Origin of the sequence: Paucilactobacillus kaifaensis, from assembly GCF_005405145.1 — a bacterium.
Classification (GTDB): domain Bacteria; phylum Bacillota; class Bacilli; order Lactobacillales; family Lactobacillaceae; genus Paucilactobacillus; species Paucilactobacillus kaifaensis.
Genome location: NZ_BJDM01000018.1, coordinates 14,619 through 35,308, shown reverse-complemented (window position 1 = coordinate 35,308; position 20,690 = coordinate 14,619). Strand labels below are relative to the sequence as shown.

21 protein-coding genes are annotated in these 20,690 nt (G+C 38.3%); 14 read left to right on the top strand and 7 right to left on the bottom strand.

All coding sequences use genetic code 11. The features are described 5' to 3' along the window. Nucleotides 1–163: 163 nt before the first annotated feature. Genes yidA through FFM51_RS07330 form a run of 3 tightly spaced genes read right to left on the bottom strand, consistent with a single transcriptional unit; the run spans nt 164 to nt 3,179 of the window. Nucleotides 164–982 carry a sugar-phosphatase gene (gene yidA, locus FFM51_RS07340; RefSeq protein WP_137597989.1) on the bottom strand — a complete coding sequence of 273 codons (819 nt, stop codon included), beginning with the start codon at nt 980–982 and terminating at the stop codon, nt 164–166. A gap of 9 nt (nt 983–991) precedes the next feature. Beyond that, nucleotides 992–2,344 carry an HD domain-containing protein gene (locus FFM51_RS07335; protein WP_137597988.1) on the bottom strand — a complete coding sequence of 451 codons (1,353 nt, stop codon included), beginning with the start codon at nt 2,342–2,344 and terminating at the stop codon, nt 992–994. Between the two features lies 1 nt (nt 2,345). Beyond that, entirely contained in the window at nt 2,346–3,179 is an 834-nt protein-coding gene (locus tag FFM51_RS07330) for a lipoate--protein ligase family protein (protein ID WP_137597987.1), read from the bottom strand. 189 nt (nt 3,180–3,368) lie between these two features. On the opposite strand from FFM51_RS07330, the gene FFM51_RS07325 reads away from it, so the two are divergent. The 5 genes from FFM51_RS07325 to FFM51_RS07305 all read left to right on the top strand — a co-directional run bounded on the left by FFM51_RS07325 (nt 3,369) and on the right by FFM51_RS07305 (nt 8,003). Next, nucleotides 3,369–3,758, top strand: coding sequence for a YwiB family protein (locus FFM51_RS07325; protein WP_170999592.1), 390 nt, complete (start codon nt 3,369–3,371; stop codon nt 3,756–3,758). A gap of 45 nt (nt 3,759–3,803) precedes the next feature. Beyond that, nucleotides 3,804–4,394 carry a DNA-directed RNA polymerase subunit delta gene (gene rpoE, locus FFM51_RS07320; RefSeq protein ID WP_307722386.1) on the top strand — a complete coding sequence of 197 codons (591 nt, stop codon included), beginning with the start codon at nt 3,804–3,806 and terminating at the stop codon, nt 4,392–4,394. A gap of 181 nt (nt 4,395–4,575) precedes the next feature. Then, nucleotides 4,576–6,174, top strand: a complete 1,599-nt coding sequence (locus FFM51_RS07315; protein WP_137597984.1) for a CTP synthase — start codon at nt 4,576–4,578, stop codon at nt 6,172–6,174. Nucleotides 6,175–6,375: 201 nt separating this feature from the next. Next, nucleotides 6,376–7,656 carry a UDP-N-acetylglucosamine 1-carboxyvinyltransferase gene (locus FFM51_RS07310; RefSeq protein ID WP_137597983.1) on the top strand — a complete coding sequence of 427 codons (1,281 nt, stop codon included), beginning with the start codon at nt 6,376–6,378 and terminating at the stop codon, nt 7,654–7,656. Nucleotides 7,657–7,754: 98 nt separating this feature from the next. Beyond that, complete coding sequence (locus tag FFM51_RS07305) at nt 7,755–8,003, top strand: type B 50S ribosomal protein L31 (protein ID WP_044009967.1); 249 nt, start codon at nt 7,755–7,757, stop codon at nt 8,001–8,003. 135 nt (nt 8,004–8,138) lie between these two features. On the opposite strand, the gene FFM51_RS07300 is transcribed toward FFM51_RS07305, so the two are convergent. Beyond that, nucleotides 8,139–9,377, bottom strand: coding sequence for an MFS transporter (locus FFM51_RS07300; RefSeq protein ID WP_137597982.1), 1,239 nt, complete (start codon nt 9,375–9,377; stop codon nt 8,139–8,141). 115 nt (nt 9,378–9,492) lie between these two features. On the opposite strand from FFM51_RS07300, the gene FFM51_RS07295 reads away from it, so the two are divergent. Beyond that, nucleotides 9,493–10,200 carry a class A sortase gene (locus tag FFM51_RS07295; protein WP_137597981.1) on the top strand — a complete coding sequence of 236 codons (708 nt, stop codon included), beginning with the start codon at nt 9,493–9,495 and terminating at the stop codon, nt 10,198–10,200. Here FFM51_RS07295 and FFM51_RS07290 read toward each other — a convergent pair. After that, the gene (locus tag FFM51_RS07290) at nt 10,197–10,664 is read right to left on the bottom strand and encodes a low molecular weight protein-tyrosine-phosphatase (RefSeq protein ID WP_137597980.1); all 468 of its coding nucleotides are present in this window, start codon (nt 10,662–10,664) and stop codon (nt 10,197–10,199) included. The genes FFM51_RS07295 and FFM51_RS07290 overlap by 4 nt on opposite strands. 126 nt (nt 10,665–10,790) lie before the next feature. Here FFM51_RS07290 and FFM51_RS07285 point away from each other — a divergent pair, with 126 nt between their 5' ends. The 7 genes from FFM51_RS07285 (at nt 10,791) to FFM51_RS07255 (ending at nt 17,743) form a co-directional block, all read left to right on the top strand. Beyond that, nucleotides 10,791–11,351 (top strand): LemA family protein, encoded by a 561-nt coding sequence (locus FFM51_RS07285; RefSeq protein WP_414691958.1) that lies wholly within the window; start codon nt 10,791–10,793, stop codon nt 11,349–11,351. Nucleotides 11,352–11,370: 19 nt separating this feature from the next. After that, on the top strand, nt 11,371–12,270 hold the full coding sequence (gene htpX / locus FFM51_RS07280; protein ID WP_137597978.1) for a zinc metalloprotease HtpX: 900 nt from the start codon (nt 11,371–11,373) through the stop codon (nt 12,268–12,270). 193 nt (nt 12,271–12,463) lie between these two features. Continuing rightward, on the top strand, nt 12,464–13,840 hold the full coding sequence (locus FFM51_RS07275) for a UDP-N-acetylmuramoyl-tripeptide--D-alanyl-D-alanine ligase (RefSeq protein ID WP_137597977.1): 1,377 nt from the start codon (nt 12,464–12,466) through the stop codon (nt 13,838–13,840). Between the two features lie 133 nt (nt 13,841–13,973). Then, the gene (cshA, locus tag FFM51_RS07270) at nt 13,974–15,524 is read left to right on the top strand and encodes a degradosome RNA helicase CshA (protein ID WP_137597976.1); all 1,551 of its coding nucleotides are present in this window, start codon (nt 13,974–13,976) and stop codon (nt 15,522–15,524) included. A 206-nt stretch (nt 15,525–15,730) separates the two neighbouring features. After that, the gene (acpS, locus tag FFM51_RS07265; RefSeq protein WP_137597975.1) at nt 15,731–16,093 is read left to right on the top strand and encodes a holo-ACP synthase; all 363 of its coding nucleotides are present in this window, start codon (nt 15,731–15,733) and stop codon (nt 16,091–16,093) included. Nucleotides 16,094–16,095: 2 nt separating this feature from the next. Next, complete coding sequence (alr, locus tag FFM51_RS07260; protein WP_137597974.1) at nt 16,096–17,214, top strand: alanine racemase; 1,119 nt, start codon at nt 16,096–16,098, stop codon at nt 17,212–17,214. 133 nt (nt 17,215–17,347) lie between these two features. After that, nucleotides 17,348–17,743: a type II toxin-antitoxin system PemK/MazF family toxin gene (locus FFM51_RS07255; protein WP_137597973.1), complete on the top strand. Its 396-nt coding sequence runs from the start codon at nt 17,348–17,350 to the stop codon at nt 17,741–17,743. Between the two features lie 126 nt (nt 17,744–17,869). Here the strand turns inward: FFM51_RS07255 and cbpA are convergent, their stop codons facing one another. Together cbpA and FFM51_RS07245 are read right to left on the bottom strand one after the other, a co-directional pair. Further along, on the bottom strand, nt 17,870–18,511 hold the full coding sequence (cbpA, locus tag FFM51_RS07250) for a cyclic di-AMP binding protein CbpA (protein WP_137597972.1): 642 nt from the start codon (nt 18,509–18,511) through the stop codon (nt 17,870–17,872). A 219-nt stretch (nt 18,512–18,730) separates the two neighbouring features. Continuing rightward, nucleotides 18,731–19,687 carry an L-lactate dehydrogenase gene (locus tag FFM51_RS07245; protein WP_137597971.1) on the bottom strand — a complete coding sequence of 319 codons (957 nt, stop codon included), beginning with the start codon at nt 19,685–19,687 and terminating at the stop codon, nt 18,731–18,733. Between the two features lie 234 nt (nt 19,688–19,921). On the opposite strand from FFM51_RS07245, the gene pth reads away from it, so the two are divergent. Then, complete coding sequence (gene pth / locus FFM51_RS07240) at nt 19,922–20,479, top strand: aminoacyl-tRNA hydrolase (RefSeq protein ID WP_137597970.1); 558 nt, start codon at nt 19,922–19,924, stop codon at nt 20,477–20,479. Nucleotides 20,480–20,690: the final 211 nt, after the last annotated feature.

The following is a 20,690-nucleotide window of genomic DNA, read 5'->3' as shown; positions in this document are numbered from 1 at the left end:
GGACATACAAAAATCCCTCCATAATCATCAGATGAATTATTGCATTTCATCTGACAACCACAAAGGGATTATCGCACATACAGGCCTTTGTCTGTATGCTTCGATTTTTTGTTGGGTCTAGATTATAATACGATCTCTACTCCACTCACGGGTGGTTCACACTTTATTTTAGTGCGTACTTCTCAATTGCCGCCGCAACACCGTTTTCGGCATTTGTCAGGGTTATTTGATCAGCATTTGCTTTAATCTCATCAGTTGCGTTGCCCATTGCAACCCCTAAACCTGCATATTTGATCATGGTTAGATCGTTACCTTGATCGCCTAATGCCATTATTTCATCAGGAACTAAGTTTAGTTGTTTGCTAAGGTCATTTAAGGCATTCCCTTTACTAGCATTTTTATTCATAAATTCTAAGAAGAATGGCTCACTTTTGACGATGTAGAACCGATCCTTAATGGAGTCTGGAATTAATTGTTTTTCTTCGATGCGACTGATAATTGAAGGATCATCGATCATCATTCCCTTTGAAATTGATAAATCAGAACTCATCTCGCCAACTTCGCGATATCGAATTGGCATTCGTACTAAATACGCTTCGCCAATGGTATATGGACTTAGATCCTTGTTGGCCGTGTAAATATATTGATCAGTTTCACAATGAAAATGAACACCAATTTTACGACTTAGGGCTTCAATATCAATGTAGTCATCAAAATTAAGTGTATGCCGAACAAGAACATTACCGCTGGTTGTCTGAGCTAGCGAACCATTAAAAGTAATAACATAACTATCATCTTGCTGATCAAGTCCTAATCTTTTCAAATATGGATGCGCACCAGTTAGCGGTCTACCAGTACATAGAACAACTTTAATATTTTGGGCGGTCGCCTGTTTGATTGCATCAATCGTTTGCTGAGCTAGCTCATTTTTTTCGTTTAACAAAGTTCCGTCAATGTCAATTGCAATTAATTTAATAGCCATGTTTGTCTCCTAAAGTGGGTTGATAATGTGATTATTATTGATATAGCTTTGAAATTCAGTATAAATTGGATCAAATATTTCAATGTTTTTGTGTGGTGATAACATTTCTTGAGGGAAAAAGAATCTTTGGTCACCTGATGTTTTTCCTGATACGGCTGCCACTAGTGTACTAAGCTGCGATAACTCTACCAGATCACCATTCGGTTGCATTAACTCGATTTGGGTCTGGGGTTTAGTTCCTTGAGGATTATATGTGTCATAAGGAAGATTGTAACTGTCATTAACTGCTGTATAGTAGTCCTGGTTGAAACCAGCAGTTTGAATTAAATCTCGTAATTTGGGAAGTAATTTTTCAGTATTACTCGAATAAATGACTGATTTTAGGGGTCGTCGATCTAAAAAACGAGCCGCTAAATCTGATAAGATCTGATCCGATGAATTGCGCCATTGTGCAAAATAGGTAGTCAAAACACCATCATCCAAAGCCAGATACTCTTTCAAGGTAAAACTGTGATCAAAAAACGGTAGGAGCATGTGCGGGGTGACGCTGTTGTCAGGTTGATCTTTTTTGTAGAGGACATTAGCACGTTTAAGTAAGTGTTCTAAAATTGCTTCCATTGCCCGAGAAACCGGGTGAAAATAAATTTGGAGGTACATTTGGAAACGACTCAAAATGTAATCTTCAACTGCATGCATTCCTGAAATTTCAAAGGTAATGCCACCTTGATATGGTCGCATTACTCGTAAAATACGTTCCAAATCAAATTTACCATAATTCGTACCAGTGTAATAAGCATCGCGTTGCAAATAGTCCATTCGATCTGCATCGATTTGGCTAGAGATTAATTGGACAACTTGTGGGTTTTTGTAAGTATGATTGATTACACTGGCAACTTGTTTTGGAAAATCTGGAGCAACTCGTCTTAGAATCTTATTTACATTAGTTTCGGGTGAGGTAATAATTTGAGTTGTAATCTGTTCATGATTGGTGTGAAAAATATGTTCGAATGTATGTGAATATGGGCCGTGACCAATGTCGTGTAATAATGCCGCACATAATGCCACTGGTCGTTGGTTGTCATTCCATAGGCCATCACCCGGTCGGTTAGTTGGATAGTTGCGTTGAAATAAGTTGCAAATACGCCGGGTAATTTCATAAACTCCAAGGCTATGACCAAAACGGGTGTGCTCGGCACCATGAAAGATTAATGATGCAGTGCCTAACTGCTTGATTCGCCGTAATCGTTGAAATTCTGGTGTATTAATTAAATCTAAAATTATTTTATTTTCTACGTAAATATAGTTGTGGACCGGATCACGAAAAACTTTTTCTTTTGTTAACTCTTCGTCTGCAAAGCTCATATTAAACACTACCTTTTAGTTTGTCTTGGCGTTGCTGCATTTGACTGGTTTCGTAATCTAGAAAGGTTTGAAATTCTGGTTGCTGCATTTTTTGCTGTAAATCCAGTGTACCTGTGGTGATATCTTGGCGCTTTAAAACTGCTAAAATTCTAGTTTTAGCAGCAGATACTGAGAGAGGCTGATTCAATAAATCATCGAGGTCGACCATGGTTTGGGGCCAGACATCAGGGAAATTCCACTTATTTTCTGCTTGTTTTAAACCATGGGCATAAAAATCAGCGACTAGTTTACCTCGGGCAGATTGATCACCGCTAACACTTAGATAAAGCATGATAACCACACCATTTTGATTGCGCCGCTGTGACATACCGCCAATTTTTTGACCGTTAACACTCAGATCAAATTTACCGGGACAATATGAGTGCTCAATTTCAAAAGCATTAATGTCGAGTTCAGGAAAGGCAGCATTGATTAAATCTGTCATTTCCTGATACGATTCATCAATAGTGATCTTAGCATTGACCTGAGGTAGGAACAAAGAAACGTTCAAGATACCAGCATTACTGATGACAGCTAATCCTCCAGAGTTTCGAATGAAATAATGATATTGTTGCTGGCTTAGTTCATTCAATGCATCTGATAAGTATGGTAGTCGCTGATCAGCTAAGCCTAAAATTAAAGTATCTTCTAGTGTCCAAAAATGAACAATAGGATAATCAATGTGTGCTAAAAGACGTAACAATGCGTTGGTATACGCAAATGAGGCGAGGTTATTATTTGGTTTTAATTGTTGGTCTAAGATTTCAATATGGTGATAATTAATTTTATTTTGCATGCTGCTCTTCTTTTCATTTTAAAATCATACTGATGTTATTATACAAAAAAGACCGGTTAAAGTCATAGAACTAACTAAATCTGTGCGTTATTTCCACTATAATCTGATAAAATGTTAGTATAATAAGAAATAGATAAGCATGAAAGGGGGGCGAAATAAATCGACAATCAGATAATAGTAAAAGTCAGCTTGCAAACCACAATTGAACAAGATGGTGAGCAAGAACAATTTAATTTTGATGAGACTGGCCAGTTAGTGTCAATTAAAGATGCGTATTACTTGAGATATCAGGAAGGCGAGACTAAAATTCCGGTAACGTTTAAATTTGATGGTAACGGCGATATATTTTTGACACGTAATGCTGCTAACCGCACTCGGTTTCAATTTCGACCCAACCAAACGTTTGAAACTCATTACCAAAGTGAATATGGATTAATTAAGCTTGAGGTTAGAACAATCCGAGTATTACGAGAGATTGATTTCAATGCTGGTCATGGGCACCTAATTGTTGATTATCAGTTGTGGGCTCAAAAGCAATTAATCGGAAAATACCAAATAAGATTGCAATTTAACGCATAACATTGTATTATGTAGTTTAGACTTTTTGAAGGGATGTGCACCAATTTGGATTTAAAAGTTTTTAAGGGCCAAGACAAATCAGAGCTTTCAATGATTGAAGTCGCACACGCCATTTTAGCACAACATGGTGATGCTATGGCTTTTGTTGATCTGGCGAATGAAGTTCAACAATATTTGGGTAAGAGCGATGAGGAAATCAGAGAACGCCTGTCACAGTTTTATACTGATTTAAATGTCGATGGCAGTTTTATTTCCCTTGGTGACAATACATGGGGCCTTCGGGCATGGTATCCATTCGAATCAATTGATGAAGCAACAATTCATGAAGACGAAGAGGATCAACCAAAACGTAAGAAACGTAAGAAGGTTAATGCCTTTTTAGTTGACGCTGGTGATGATGACGATGTAATCGACTACGATGATGATGATCCTGAAGATCAAGATCTGACAGGCGATGACGATGATGATACCTTTGATCAAGACGATGATGACTTTGATGATGATGACGACACAGAAAATCCGGATGTTGAAGAAGACGTTCCTGATGATGGTATTGAAGGTCAACTAGCAGAACTCGCTGATGATGAAGATTTTGGCGATGACGACGAAGATGATGACGATGAGGATAATCAATAGATTTCTGATTTAGCTTGACGAACATTCATAAACCTTGTATCATCTATTTTGGGCTCCCAATTATTGATTGGGACATCATAGTTCGAATCAAATGCTCCCTATTCAAAATGAATAGGGATTTTTTTGTTTTTTGGATTAGAAATGCAAGGTGGCCTTCAAATTTTCCCAAAGGAGTTAAACAATGACAAAATATATTTTTGTAACTGGTGGTGTTGTTTCATCACTTGGAAAAGGAATCGTAGCAGCTTCGCTAGGTCGATTATTAAAAAATCGAGGTTTGAAGATTACAATTCAAAAGTTCGATCCATATATCAATGTTGATCCAGGTACGATGAGTCCATATCAACATGGGGAAGTTTTTGTCACTGATGATGGTACTGAAACAGATCTTGATTTGGGCCATTACGAACGTTTTATCGATATTAATTTGAACAAGTATTCAAATGTAACAACTGGGAAAATTTATTCAGAAGTGCTACAAAAGGAGCGCCATGGAGATTATTTAGGTGCAACTGTCCAAGTAATTCCTCATATCACAGATGCAATCAAGTCTAAAATTATGCGAGCTGGCACAAGTACAGATGCTGATATTGTGATTACTGAAATAGGTGGAACTGTTGGAGATATTGAATCATTACCATTCATGGAAGCATTGCGGCAAATGAAACGGGATGTAGGTGCTGAAAATGTGCTGTATATTCACACAACTTTAATTCCAATTCTGCATGCAGCAGGAGAAATGAAAACCAAGCCAACACAGCACAGTGTGAAAGAATTACGTGGTTTAGGAATTCAGCCCAATATTTTGGTTGTTAGAACAGAAAAGGCTATCACTGAAGATATGCGCAAAAAAATTGCCCTATTCTGTGATGTTGATCCAGAAGCAGTGATTGAGTCTCGTGATGTGGATACCCTTTACCAAATTCCATTAAATCTACAGCAACAACATATGGATCAAATTGTGTGTGATCAATTGCATGTGACTGCACCAAAAGCTAATATGGAAGATTGGCGTCAGTTAGTTGACCATGTTCGTCATTTATCTAAGACAATTAAGATTGCAATGGTGGGAAAATATACTGATTTACAAGATGCATATATTTCAGTTAATGAGGCCTTAAGACATGCGGGCTATCCAGTTGACGCTAATGTTGAAATTACACATCTAAATTCTGAGGATGTCAATGAACAAAATGTGGAATCATTATTGCAAGAAGCCGATGGCATTTTAGTTCCTGGAGGCTTTGGGACGCGTGGAATTGAGGGGAAAATTGCTGCAATTCGGTATGCGCGAGAGCATGATGTTCCATATCTTGGTATTTGTTTAGGAATGCAAATGGCGTGTGTTGAATTTGCTCGTAACGTGGTTGGTTTAGAAAATGCTAACTCAGCTGAGATCGATCCAAATACGCCATTTAATGTGATTGATTTAATGCCAGATCAAGAAAGTGTTGAAGATTTAGGTGGAACACAGCGACTTGGTTCGTATCCATGTAAGTTAGTTCCGGGAACTGTGGCTGCAAAAGCATATGGAAATGCGGAGTTAATTCACGAACGACATCGTCACCGCTACGAGTTTAATAACAAGTTTAGGGAACAGCTGGCGAGTCATGGAATGGTTTTTTCTGGCACCTCACCGGATGATCGCTTGGTAGAGGTAATTGAATTGCCACAACAAAAATTCTTTGTGGCAGCTCAATATCATCCTGAATTCTTGTCACGCCCTAATCGACCAGAAGGCCTATTTGAAGCATTTGTTAAAGCTGCTAGTGAAAAGTAGGAGTTTAATTGTTATCTACAGTTAATTAAAATAAGTTAATTAAAAAACATTATTTTCACGTATAATAGTTAATATTGCTAAATTTTATGATAACAAATTGAATGAATCGCTAGAAACGGTTGTAATTTGTCGCTGGTTTCTTTATTATTACAGTTGATTGTTTTTAAACAATGAACTAGTTTTATAGTGAGGAATTTAATAATGAAAAGTATGATCATTCAAGGAGGAAACCGGTTAGCCGGTGAAATAACAATTGGCGGTGCTAAAAATAGTACAGTTGCGCTGATTCCAGCTGCAATTTTAGCCGATACTCCTGTTCAATTTGACACAGTACCAGATATTTTGGATGTTCATAATTTAATGATCATTTTAGAATCAATGAATGTACATTCCGATTTTAATCATGGGGTATTAAACATTGATCCAACACAAATTATCGAAAGCGAATTACCAAGCAAGGCAATTAAAAGTTTACGGGCATCATATTACTTTATGGGAGCACTTCTGGGACGGTTCCACCGTGCTGTTTTGACTTTTCCAGGTGGAGATAATATTGGACCACGACCAATCGATCAGCATATTAAGGCGTTTAAGGCCATGGGTGCCCAGGTTGTTGAAAATGATGGCAAAGTTAATATTACTGCTGAAAATGGACTTCATGGCGCACGTATTTTTATGGATATGGTTTCTGTAGGAGCTACAATTAACAGTATTTTAGCGGCTGTTCGTGCTGATGGAACTACAGTAATTGAGAACGCAGCTAAAGAACCAGAAATTATTGATGTAGCGACTTTTCTTAACAACATGGGCGCAAAAATTAGAGGCGTGGGGACTGACGTAATTCGAATTGAAGGTGTTGATTCGTTGCGATCAATGAATACCCATACCATTATTCCGGATCGTATTGAGGCTGGAACATACCTTTCATTAGCAGCAGCTGTTGGTGATGGAATTACGTTACACAACATTATTCCAGAACATTTGGAGTCGTTTACTAGTAAAATGATTGAGATGGGTGTTCAATTAAAAATAGGTGAAGATAGTATCTTCGTTCCACACAGTGGGGCATTACAGGCGATTAATGTTAAGACACTACCTTTCCCTGGTTTTGCGACTGATTTACAGCAACCTATTACACCGTTACTAGCGTGTGCCAAGGGTGTAAGTGTCATTGTTGATACAATTTATCCGCAACGAGTTAAGCATATTCCAGAATTGCAAAAGATGGGGCTAGACATTTCAGCACAAAAAGATGTCATCTTAGTTGATCATTCGACTAAATTGCATGGTGCACAGGTTGATGCAGGCGAAATTAGGGCTGGCGCTTCTTTGATGATTGCTGGGCTGATGGCTAGTGGACAGACTGTTATTACTCATGCTGACAATATTTTGCGTGGCTATGACAGAATTGTGTGGAAATTAAATCGACTCAATGCTAATGTGCATATCGAAGACGAGTCTGGAGTAGAAGTAACAGAATAATGAGTTGCTAAAAATTGTAATTCATGGTAATCTATTGTGGTTAACGATAAATAACTATGTTTCAGTCGATGATTCATGGCAAAGGAGCGTATTAAACTATGAAACAAGGAATTCATCCAGATTATCACTTAGTTGTGTTTGAAGATTCATCAACAGGCTTTAAGTTTGTTTCTGGCTCAACAGCCACTTCTAAGGAAACAGTTAAATGGGAAGATGGTAACGAATATCCATTAATTCGGGTTGAAGTTACATCAGATTCACATCCGTTCTATACTGGTAAGCAGAAGTTTACCCAGGCCGATGGTGCTGTGGATCGTTTCAACAAAAAATATGGTCTCAAGAACTAATTATGTTGAAATTAAAAAGCTCGCGGAATTTTATATTCTGCGAGCTTTTTTGTCTCTAATTTATATACAATGATAAAAGTTATAATTTTCATTCTTATACTTAAACGAGTAGCTTTTACCGTTGTGTTTCAACTTCTAATCGCGGGAACGCACACTTTTTTTATTTGCCACGTTGACCCTAAATAGTAAAAAGTTCATAAAGACTAACAATGCTGTGGATAAGAAAACCCCACTGTAATCAAACCACCCTGATATCACAGCTCCTAGTAGCGGGCCGATAATGTTTCCAACTGCTTGAAAGCTTTGATTCCAACTAAATACCCGACCGGTGACCATTGCCGGGGTGTTTTTAGCTAATAGGGTTTGAACTTGTGGAATCATTGTTGCGTCTGAAAGACCAACGAGAAATCTTAAAATTCCTAATTGCCAAACATTGGTAACAAAAGCGGTGGGAATGAAAAAACAAATAGCAAGGATAAAACCAATCGTCAAAATGCGTTCAGTTCCAATTCGATCACCTAGGGCACCTAACTTGGGAGCCGCCGCCATTGTTGCTATTCCGGGAATTGCAGCAATGACCCCACTCACGAAGGTAACATCACCATTATGGTGCATTAACTCGCGGACATATAGTGAAATTATGGGAGTAATTGAATTGTTAGAAGCCTGGATGATCAAGGTGGTTAGGAGCATGCCAAAAATCATTTGTGGGTCTTTTAGCGCCTTTAAGACGCCACGGGTACTAAATAAATCTTTGCTAGCTGCAGGCTTAAAGTCAGTTTCGTGAACCAAAAACAGACTCATAAAGAAGACAATTCCTAATAAACCGCCAGTAATAAAGAACGTAACTCGATAGCTAAATATTGAAGCAAGAGTTCCACCAAGTAGTGGCCCAAGCAAATTACCGCCCGTTGTTCCAGCCATTAAAGTACCAAGAGCGCGACCACTTTTTTCTTTGGGCGTTTCAGTTGCAATTAGAGCATTAGCGTTGCTAATATAGCCTGAGAAAATACCTTGAATAAATCTCAATCCCATTAATTGCCAAACGTTAGTAACTAACCCCATCATTGCCAATACAATTGCCATCCCGGCAGATGCTCGTAAAATCATTATTTTACGACCGTGGCGGTCAGCTAATTTACCCCATAACGGTGAAACCACGGCTGTTACCATATAGGTAACTGAAAAAACGAGTCCTGAATAAAGATTCAATTGGCTTTTAGAAAAGGTTCCCAGAGTGTCCACATAAAGTGACATGAACGGCATGATTTCAGAGAATGCCATCCCGGCCATAAAAACACTGAACCACAAAACAATCAGATTTTTCTCCCAAGTTTCTCGTGGGCGAAACATTTTTTGTTTGATTATTTTCATGAAACGACTGATTCCTTTCATTTATTTTTAGATGCGGTATACTCATATTTGAAATAATTCATATTATGTATAGTACCACTGATCAATTATTAACCAACTTATTTTGGAGGGGAAAATGAAAAAAAAGCAAACGAGTAAGTTTAAGCGCTGGCTAGGTAGCATTTTATTGACGCTACTAATTTTAGTGTCACTGGGCTTAATTTTTAACCAACAAATTAAAAATTATTTGGTTGATTCATATAAACCATCCGTTAGTCAAAGTAGTATCAAAAAAAATAGTCAAAAGAAAGGTAACTTTGATTTTTCAAGTGTTAAATCGTTAGATTTACAAAGTGTTGCTAAGGCCCGTCTCAATAAGCAAAAAATCAATGTGATTGGTGAAATTTCGATTCCATCAATTAAAATGAATTTACCGATTGCTAAAGGTGTTGATAACACTGTGCTTGCTCTGGCAGCTGGAACTATGCGTGCTGATATGAAGATGGGAAAAGGTAATTATGCCTTGGCCGGACATCATATGAATAATAAGAAAATCTTATTTAGTCCCTTATACTGGAAAGCAAAAGTAGGTCAAAAGATTTACTTGACGAATTTAAAGCACGTTTATGAATATAAAATATATAAACGAACTTTTATAAAAGCAACTCGATTAGATGTGGTCGAAAATACGCCACAAAGAAAAATCATCACCCTCATTACCTGTGATGCCACGGGTACTAATCGGTTGATGATTCGTGGTAAGTACGTTAAAACCATGAAGTATAAGCAGGCACCCGAAAAGGTGCAGAAACAGTTAAGTGGCAGCTTTAATAATAAATACTAGTTCTCCAACTGCTGCTTGAAATATGTTAGCCATGACGGTAAAGCTTCCGCTAAACTGTTGTAGGTATCTTGAAAGCGATGCGTGTACCAAGGGTCAGGAATTGCCTGACCCTTTTTTGCTGGAGTCATATCAAAAATAGCATTAATGTTAGCAGTTGTATTGACTGGCGCCCGCCGTTTGACGTCAGCTAAGTTCATGTCATCCATGCAGATAATGTAATCTGCACTCAGGTAGTCATGGTTGTTTAATGGTCGTGAAACTAAATTAGCAGCTGGTAAATTATACTTAGCGAGTATTTTACGAGTACCAGGATGCGGAGGATTTCCCTCTTCTTCATCACTAGTTCCAGCAGAATCAATTTTTATGAGATCAGCTAAGCCTTCATCAGCTACCATTTTAGTAAACATTGCTTCAGCCATAGGGGAGCGACAAATATTTCCTAAACAAACAAACAGGACATTCATAATGTAAACACCTTTCTAATCTTTTATTTTTTGTTAACACCGTTGTTAAAACTTTCATCACTGCGGATAATGCGTTAGTATAAAGAGTAACTAATAATATAAGCCAAGAAATGAGGAATTGAAATGCTGACAACTATTATTGTGATTGTAATTATCGTCTTACTAATTGCCATTTATGCCGGAATTTATAATGGACTAGTCCGTGCAAGAACACATACACAAGAATCATGGAGCCAGATTGATGTTCAATTGAAACGAAGGAATGATTTAATTCCCAATCTATTGGAGACCGTCAAAGGTTATGCCAAGTATGAGTCAAGTACACTGGAAAAGGTAGTTCAATTAAGAAACCAATTGACCAAGATTCCAGCGGGAGACCATCAGCAAACAATGGAAGTTTCCAATCAGTTATCAGACTCGCTTAAAAGTATCTTTGCCTTGTCAGAAAACTATCCAGACTTAAAAGCAAGTCAGGAATACAATAAACTGATGGAAGAATTAACCAACACGGAAAATAAGATTGCATACTCACGGCAACTGTTCAATTCAACTGCAGCTAATTTAAATATGAAGATCCAATCATTTCCAACTAACATTGTAGCGAAATTACAGCACTTTGTACAAATAGATTACTTACAAGTACCAGAAGAAGAAAAGTCTGTTCCTAAGGTATCATTTGATAATTAATTTGATGGGGTGAAAATAGATGCTTTATCAGCAAATTGCACAAAACAAACGCCGGACAGTGTATGTAATGATCGGATTTTTATTGTTGGTATTAGCAATTGGGGCAGCCGTTGGTTATATTTTTTTTGATAGTTATGTTGCTGGAGTGGTCATGGCTTTGGTGATTGGTGTTATTTACATGGTTATGATGATTGCACAATCAACGTCTGTCATCATGAATATGAATCATGGTCGTGAAATAAAAAACGAAAATGAAGCGCCAGAGCTATGGCACGTGGTTGAAGACATGGCTATGGTGGCCCAGGTTCCCATGCCACGGGTATTCATTATTGATGATCCGAGTCCTAATGCGTTTGCAACGGGGAATAATCCTGAGCATGCCGCAGTGGCAGCAACTAGTGGTATTATGGCGCAGTTGAATCGTGAGGAACTGGAAGCTGTCATTGGCCATGAAATGTCACATGTCCGCAACTATGATATTCGGCTATCTACCATTGCATTGGCCCTATCAGCCGTAATAGCCATGCTGGTTAACATTGGAATGCACTCGTTTTGGTGGGGTGGTGGTCGTCGACGCAGTAACGATAGTGAAGGCGGCGGTTATCTTCAGATTATTTTGATGATATTTTCTATTTTGATTGTAATTTTAGGGCCATTAGCGGCATCAATTGCGCAAATGGCTTTGTCACGAAACAGAGAATATTTAGCTGATGCTGGTAGTGTGGAATTAACACGAAATCCGCAAGGTTTGATTACCGCATTACAAAAAATTTCAAACGCAAAACCAATGAAACAAGCTGATCCGAGTAGTTCAGCGCTGTATATTAGCGATCCAATGAAAAAGAAAAGGTCGGTAACACACTTATTTGACACGCATCCCCCAATTGAGGAACGGATTGCACGGTTAGAAAAAATGTAATTTTAGATAAAGGGAATTGACCATAAAACACTTGGTTAATCCCTTTTTTGCTGGCTTAAACTGCTACCAATATTGCAATATTTAGAGGAGAAATCATGTTATATTCTTATTACTTGGCTGCCAATCCATGCTATAATGATTTAGTTGCACAATCGGACAGTTATTGTTCTGAGAAAAAGAGGAGTCACTTTTTATGAAAATGAAATTAGCAGAAGTTGCCAAGGCAATTTCTGTCGAAAATGACATTAGTAGATGGCAAGATGTTGAAATATCCAGTGTTGCATTTGATAGTCGCCAGATTGCTAATGGGGCTTTGTTTGTGCCATTAAATGGGAAACAAGATGGGCACAAATTCGTGTCCAGTGCGTTTAATCATGGAGCAAGTGCAACGTTATGGGCTAGCGATCATCCCTTTGAAGAAGGCGAGCAACCTTTTCTAGTGGTCAAAGATCCATTACGTGCGCTTCAGGAATTGGGCAAGTACTATTTAAGTAAAATTAATCCTATCGTTGTGGCTGTCACGGGTAGTAATGGTAAAACAACCACCAAGGACATGATTGCATCAATTTTGAGTACGCAAATGAATGTGACTAAAACCTATGAGAATTTTAATAATCAAATCGGTGTGCCAGTTACATTGCTTAATATGGAATCTAATACAGAAGCTGTGGTTGTTGAAATGGGGATGGATCATCCGGGCGAACTTGATTTTCTTACCAAAATGGTAAATCCAGACATTGCTGTTATTACAATGATCGGTGAAGCACATATCGAATTTTTTGGGACACGTGATAAAATTGCAGATGCCAAAATGGAAATCACACACGGCTTAAAAGAAGATGGAACATTTGTTTTCAATGGTGATGAGCCCTTATTAACGCAACGTGCTAGTCAAGTTGATCGTGTGCAACGAACATTTGGCCGACAATTAGAAAATGATCTCTATGCTACTAGTGTTAATTTAACTAGCCATGAGATTAAATTTACTACAAATATGTGGCCAGAAACCGAGTTCACTGTCCCAATGATGGGCGAATATAATGTAAATAATGCATTGGCTGCCTTGAGCGTAGCAGACTTGTTGCGAATTGACCCGATGAATATGCAAACGGGTTTAGCTCACGTTGAATTAACCCAGAACCGAGCACAATGGGTTGTTGGACAAAAGGGAGAACAGATACTAAGTGATGTCTATAATTCTAATCCAACTGCTGCTAAACAAGTTCTCCATGCATTTTCATTAACCCATGCCCAAGGAAAAAGAGTGGTGGTGCTTGGTGATATGCTGGAATTAGGCGATGCGGCAGCTAACTTGCACGCTTCGTTGGCACAAGAATTGGATCCAAGCAAAGTTCAGTCTGTGTACTTAATTGGTTCGCACATGAAAGTATTGCGGGATAAATTACAAGATAAGTATCCTGATAATCAATTGCATTATTATGTGGTCGAACAAAAAGAAGGGATGACTAAACAGCTGGAAAATGATTTAACTGCCGATGACATTGTATTGTTGAAGGCCAGCCATGGGCTTCATTTGGAGACGGTTTTGGCAAGCTTACAACGTAAATAGGCGTCATAGTTGCGATTTGCTGATAAAACTTGTATACTAGCAAGGTTGTATATTTTTAACTTTAGTTGTTAATCGGTTTGGGCAACGGATTTTGTCTTGATTAATAACTCGTAATTAACAGGAGGAAACATATTTGAATTTTAGCGAGTTAGGCTTATCAGAAAGCCTATTAAAAGCAGTAAAGCGTAGTGGCTATGAAGAAGCTACGCCGATTCAAGAACAAACAATTCCGATGGTGTTAAAAGGCCAAGACGTTATTGGTCAAGCACAAACAGGAACTGGAAAAACCGCGGCATTTGGGTTACCGATTATTGAACATGTCGATACAAATAATCCAGAAATTCAAGCACTAATTATTTCGCCAACTCGTGAGTTGGCAATTCAAACCCAAGAAGAAATGTATCGCTTGGGTAAGGATAAAAAAGTTAAGGTCCAAGTAGTTTATGGTGGGGCAGATATTCGCCGCCAAATCAATAACTTAAAGAATCATCCTCAAGTTTTGGTTGGGACGCCGGGTCGTCTATTAGACCACATTAACCGTCGCACAGTTAAGCTAGCACACATTCAGACTTTGGTACTTGATGAAGCTGATGAAATGTTAAACATGGGCTTTTTAGATGATATTGAATCGATCATCAAACAAACGCCAACAACACGACAAACATTACTATTTTCAGCTACAATGCCACCAGCAATTAAAAAAATTGGTGTGCAGTTCATGAGCGATCCACAACAAGTTAAGATCAAGGCCAAGGAATTAACGACTGAATTGATCGATCAATACTATGTTCGATCACGTGATTTCGAAAAATTTGATACAATGACCCGTTTAATTGACGTGCAGGATCCCGATTTAACAATCGTGTTTGGACGAACTAAGCGTCGTGTAGATGAGTTATCAAAGGGATTAATTGCTCGTGGTTATAACGCAGCAGGAATCCATGGTGATTTAACACAACAACGTCGTAGTCAAATTATGAGCCGATTCAAGGCAGGTAAGTTAGATATCTTAGTTGCTACTGATGTAGCAGCTCGTGGGCTTGATATTTCTGGTGTTACTCACGTGTATAACTATGATATTCCACAGGATCCAGATAGTTATGTTCATCGTATTGGCCGTACCGGTCGTGCTGGACATCATGGTGTTTCGCTAACATTTGTAACACCAAACGAAATGGATTATCTTCGTGAAATTGAAAAATTAACGAAGGTTCGCATGTTGCCACTTAAGCCGCCCACACAAGAGGAAGCCTTTAAAGGGCAGCTTGCTAATGCGTTAAGTGAAGTGGAAAGTCTAATTTCTGCTACGGATACTAACAAGTTTTCTGCTCAAGCAGAAGAGTTATTGAGTCAACACGAACCAGTTGAATTAGTAGCAGCATTACTTAATGATATTACTAAAAATGATGCCAGTGCTACGCCGGTTAAAATCACACCGGAACGGCCATTACCAAGCCATAAACATGGTGGTAATGGCGGTGGGCATCGTGGTGGTGGACGCAATGGCGGCCAAAACCGAGGCCAAAACCGAGGCGGTGGTTATCGTGGTAATTCCAATCGACGTCATGGGAGTGGTGGTTACCACAGTGACAGTCGTGGCGGTAATGGACATTCTAGTGGTCGCTCTAGTAATGGGAGTGGACACTCTAGCCGACACTCATATAGCATCCATAAAAAAGGCTAATATTGATAGGTTGAGCAGCTATGAATAAGAGTCGTAGTTGCGTGACAAAATAAACAATATGATTCGAACTTTGAATTGTATTGTTTTTTTGTTTAATTATTTTTGGGCGAAACATTGGATAGATTAGTATTACTTGAATTGTCTAATTACTCAATTTTTGATATAATTAGGGCTTCAAATAGACGGTTTAAAAAGAAGGATTGACAATGATTTTTGGAACAGGAATTGATTTAACTGAAATAAGTCGCATTGATCAAATGCAAACTAATCACCCTCATTTTGCGGCTAAAGTGTTAACCCAAAAAGAACTATTACAGTATGATTTGCTTAGCGGTCAAAACAAACGAGAATTTATTGCTGGACGTTTTTCGCTCAAAGAATCATTTTCTAAAGCTTATGGTACAGGAATTGGTGAAGAGTTATCTTTTCAAGATATTGAGATTTTAAATAATGAAGTTGGGCGACCGATTTTGACGCAATCTGTTTTTGATGGTCAAGCACATGTCTCAGTATCTCATATTCATGATCTAGTGGTGACGCAAGTTATTTTAGAAAAGGAAGCAAAGTGATTATGGTAGTTGGTGAACACCGGGCAACCAAATTGGTAATTAACTTGGCTGCTCTTCAGAGTAATATTAAAAATGAGAAAAAATTGTTGCCGGCTTCAACTAGATTATTTGCTGTAGTCAAAGCGAATGCCTATGGTCATGGCCTTGTTCAAGTTGCCAATGCCGCTGTTGCAGGCGGTGCAGATGGTTTGTGTGTTGCCATTTTAGATGAAGCGTTAGAGCTAAGGCATGCCGGAATTAAGGTGCCGGTCTTAGTGCTGGGAATTACTGAACCTGAGAATGCTATGCTTGCTCAAAAAGATGACATTTCGTTAACCGTAGGATCAACTGAATGGTTGTTGCAATATTGTCAATTGCTTCAAAATCAATTGGTTACTGGTAAACTAAAGGTTCATTTAGCTCTTGACACAGGAATGGGAAGAATCGGTTTTCGGGTGCGTGATGAATTTGATCATGCATTACGACTGGTTCAGAAAAGGCCCTTTAGCTTTGAAGGGATATTTACTCACTTTGCCACGGCGGATGAGGTTAGTTTCGATTATTTCACACAGCAAATGGATACATGGCATCAATTGACTGATCACATGGAGTCTCTGCCAGAGTTTATTCATGTGTCTAATTCTGCAACCAGCCTTTGGCATTTACCGGTCACCGGGAACATGATTCGCTTTGGAATAGCAATGTATGGCTTAAATCCTTCTGGTAGGATAATTGATCCACCATTTGAGCTTCAACCAGTACTTTCATTAGTTACTAAGATTGATTTTGTGAAACAAGTGCAAAAAGGTTCGTCTATCAGTTATGGTGCGACTTATCAGGCAAAAGATGACGAATGGATTGGAACAATTCCGTTAGGGTATGCTGATGGATATCCACGAAGAATGCAGGGGTTCCATGTGTTAGTTGACGGTGAGTTTTGTGAAATTGTTGGTCGCGTATGCATGGACCAAATGATGATTAAGTTACCACATAAGATGGCTGCAGGTACTGAGGTTACGTTAATTGGACAGCAGAAAGGTCAGCAAATTTCTTGTGAGGATGTCGCTGAATATGCTCACACAATTAACTATGAGATTATGACTAGTTTAGCCACTCGATTGAAGCGGGAGTATGTCTACTAAGAATTCTAAGAAATTAATTGGAAAATTGTAATTTAAGGTCGTAAACTGTCATGATATGTTATAATTAGCCAGATATTAGGGCCTTTATAAATTTTAATGAAAGTTTGTGAGTACAGCATGAGGAGGTGGTGGAATGGCCAAGGTTGAAATTAAGCGGGGGGATATCTTTTACGCCGATTTGTCGCCAGTAATTGGCTCTGAACAAGGTGGTATGCGACCAGTAGTGATTATCCAAAATGATGTTGGAAATCACTATAGTCCAACTGTAATCGTTGCTGCAATCACTGCTCGGATTCAAAAACCGAAAATGCCAACGCATGTTCCGATTAATTCTGAATATGTTGGTATTGAGAAGGATTCGGTAATTTTGTTGGAACAGGTCCGGACGATTGATAAGCAACGATTACGTGATCGAGTAACGCATTTAGAAGATAGTACGATGAAACGTGTTGATCACGCGTTACAAGTCAGTATTGGATTACTTAGTCAAACCACTAAAACCCCGACTCATGCGAGTAGTACATACTAAAAAAAGTAAATCCTTATCAAAACAACATCGCATAGTTTAAATGTGTGATGGAAACCTAGTGACTCAGTGTAATAATAAAATGACCGCCTAATCCAACTGGAATTAGGCGGTCATTTTATTATTTCATTATAATTGGGCATGTAAATTCTCAATTTCGGGAACTTCAAATCCCTTACGTTCCAAATTATGAACGATTTTTTTTAGTAAGACACTATTTACATCAGGAGGCAAAGTGAATAAAATGCGACGGACTACGTTAGGCTCTTGTAAATCTAATGATATACAATTAGCAATAGTCGTATATTTAGTGATGGCCTTGGCCATGTTGACTAATGACCCGCGTTCATCGCGTGTTGTAACCGTCAAAACATAGCTACCTGCGTGAATATTCCATCCTTCTGCAAGCATGCTTAGCAGCTTGGTATGCGTTAAAATGCCGTAGAAACGACTTTGCTCATCAAGAACAGCAATGTAGGGTAGATCTTTAATTGAAAAGAAAATGTTAAAAAAGGCGGCATTAACAGAAATGAATTTTGTTGAGTTTTTCAGCAAATTTGTTACAGGTAAATCCATGTCACCACCACGGGATTTGTGCCGATAAATGTGCATTTTGTAAATGTTACCGCGAAAAATTTGACCAGTTTTATCAAGAACTGGAACACAGCGAAAATCAGATTCTTCTAGAACTTCTAACGCCTGTGCAAGAGTAGTATCTTCTTGCAAGGTTGTTAAATTATTTTTTGTTTTTACAAGTGACTTAATTAACATTGGATTAAAACCTCATTTAAGTTTATCTATAATGCATCCTTTTAATAATAGCATAGTTCTAGGCATTATGAGAAAAACATTAAAAATTATTTAGAACTTGCTTGAATTGAAAAGTAAAAACCGCGAGTAACAAATATAGAAAATAAAAAAACATCAATTAATAATTCGCAATTTGAATTACTAATTGATGTTTTGATAAATCGAAGTATTATTGGAATATTACTTTAGGGCATCTAAACCATCAGCGGTAACTTTACGAAGAGTTGCAGCTGATTTAGCCATCAGATCTTTTTCACGATCATCCAATGGCACCTCAATAACCTTGGCTAGGCCTTGGCCATTAATAACTGCTGGAGTACCAATGAAAATATCATTTAAACCATATTCACCCTCAAGTGAAGCACCAACAGGCAAAATGGCATTTTCGTCACGTAAAATTGCTTTTGAAATTCGCATTAATGACGTTGCGACACCGTAGAAAGTAGCACCTTTACGGTTGATGATTTCGTAAGCTTTATTACGGGTTTCATCCTCAATCTTCAAAAGATCATCAAATGATAATCCGGCTTCTTTGGCTAGCTCAACTAGTGATTTGCCACCAGCAGTTGCGGCTGAATATGCAGCAAATTCTGAATCGCCATGTTCACCCATGATGTACGCATTTACATCGCGAGGGTCAAGCTCAAGTTTTTTGGCCAATGCAACACGCAGACGAGAAGTGTCCAGTGAAGTACCTGATCCGATGATCTTGTTCTTAGGAAAACCAGAGAACTTCCAAGTTGCGTATGTCAAAATATCAACTGGGTTAGCAGCAACAACAAAAATCCCGTTAAAGCCAGAATCAACGACTGGCTTAACAATTGAAGATAAAATCTTCAAGTTTTTGTTAACCAGGTCAAGACGAGTCTCACCAGGCTTTTGAGGTGCACCAGCTGTAATAACAACTAGGTCTGCATCTGCACAATCAGAATATTCACCTGAATAAATATTTTTAGGTGCAGTAAAGGCAGTTGCGTCTTCAAGGTCTAAGGCATCACCTTGAGTACGTTCCTTGATAACGTCCACGATAACGAATTCTTCGGCAAGTCCTTGTTGCGCCATTGCAAAAGCGTAGCTAGAACCAACGGCACCGTCACCGACGAGGACGACTTTTTGATGATTATTTTTGTTGGTCAATTTGAATCTTCCTTTCAAAATACATTTTGATAACAAGGCTATTATATCATGTCTCGGAAATAATTTTGCAAAAAAGTAAAATATTGTTAGAACTATCAGACGTCAGTAGACTAATTTGTTCACGAATTATTTGTTGTTTGATTGCCAACTGGTTTATAATGGTCAGTGGATTTGCTGGACGGGATTTACTTCGTTCGGCCTTTTTGTCTCAATTCGGGAAGGAATTTTATAATAATGAAAATGATAGTTGGATTAGGAAATATTGGTCCACAATATGACCAAACTAGGCATAATACTGGTTTTATGGTAGTTGATCGGTTTTGTCGGGAACATGAATTAACTTTTAAACGTTCTAAGATGGAAGCCATGGTGGCCACCGGTTTAGTTGCTGACCAAAAAGTACTGGTAGTTAAACCGACTACGTTTATGAATGATTCGGGTAGAGCTGTTAAACCACTGATGGATTATTACGACATTTCGATTGAAGATGTGATTGTTGCTCATGATGACATGGATTTACCAGTTGGCAAGATCAGACTGAAACAGCACGGTTCCGCTGGAGGACATAATGGCATTAAAAGTTTGATTAGTCATTTAGGAACTCAGCAATTTAATCGACTAAAAGTGGGTATTGATCACCCACAAAAGATGCGGGTCGTTGACTATGTCCTTGGTAAATTTAAGCCGGATCAGCTTACGTTGTTTGACGATAGCCTATCCGAGGCTGTTAGTGCAATTGATGCATGGTTAACTGGTGTTACATTTGACAAATTAATGAATCGGTTTAATTAAACAAGGTAACTAGATTAGTAACGTAGATTTATGAATTTTAGTAGACGTGTTTGCTACACCAAATCTCTAAAGCTAAGCCAGTAATAGTGGTGAATAAATCAAAGAGCGATTTATCAATCACTGTTACTGGTTTAACCTACGATATCTGGACGTCGCAGCTCACACTCTTTTTAGAGGAGATAAAAGTGGAATTAGAAAATTTACTGGAACA

Bases quoted from the DNA above. Each gene is read 5' to 3' on its own strand.
- cbpA (WP_137597972.1), bottom strand. From the start codon at position 18,511: ATGTTAATTAAGTCACTTGTAAAAACAAAAAATAATTTAACAACCTTG.
- FFM51_RS07275 (WP_137597977.1), top strand. From the start codon at position 12,464: ATGAAAATGAAATTAGCAGAAGTTGCCAAGGCAATTTCTGTCGAAAAT.
- FFM51_RS07300 (WP_137597982.1), bottom strand. From the start codon at position 9,377: ATGAAAATAATCAAACAAAAAATGTTTCGCCCACGAGAAACTTGGGAG.
- FFM51_RS07305 (WP_044009967.1), top strand. From the start codon at position 7,755: ATGAAACAAGGAATTCATCCAGATTATCACTTAGTTGTGTTTGAAGAT.
- pth (WP_137597970.1), top strand. From the start codon at position 19,922: ATGAAAATGATAGTTGGATTAGGAAATATTGGTCCACAATATGACCAA.
- acpS (WP_137597975.1), top strand. From the start codon at position 15,731: ATGATTTTTGGAACAGGAATTGATTTAACTGAAATAAGTCGCATTGAT.
- alr (WP_137597974.1), top strand. From the start codon at position 16,096: ATGGTAGTTGGTGAACACCGGGCAACCAAATTGGTAATTAACTTGGCT.
- FFM51_RS07310 (WP_137597983.1), top strand. From the start codon at position 6,376: ATGAAAAGTATGATCATTCAAGGAGGAAACCGGTTAGCCGGTGAAATA.
- FFM51_RS07335 (WP_137597988.1), bottom strand. From the start codon at position 2,344: ATGAGCTTTGCAGACGAAGAGTTAACAAAAGAAAAAGTTTTTCGTGAT.
- FFM51_RS07255 (WP_137597973.1), top strand. From the start codon at position 17,348: ATGGCCAAGGTTGAAATTAAGCGGGGGGATATCTTTTACGCCGATTTG.
- FFM51_RS07315 (WP_137597984.1), top strand. From the start codon at position 4,576: ATGACAAAATATATTTTTGTAACTGGTGGTGTTGTTTCATCACTTGGA.
- FFM51_RS07290 (WP_137597980.1), bottom strand. From the start codon at position 10,664: ATGAATGTCCTGTTTGTTTGTTTAGGAAATATTTGTCGCTCCCCTATG.
- FFM51_RS07295 (WP_137597981.1), top strand. From the start codon at position 9,493: ATGAAAAAAAAGCAAACGAGTAAGTTTAAGCGCTGGCTAGGTAGCATT.
- FFM51_RS07330 (WP_137597987.1), bottom strand. From the start codon at position 3,179: ATGCAAAATAAAATTAATTATCACCATATTGAAATCTTAGACCAACAA.
- yidA (WP_137597989.1), bottom strand. From the start codon at position 982: ATGGCTATTAAATTAATTGCAATTGACATTGACGGAACTTTGTTAAAC.
- htpX (WP_137597978.1), top strand. From the start codon at position 11,371: ATGCTTTATCAGCAAATTGCACAAAACAAACGCCGGACAGTGTATGTA.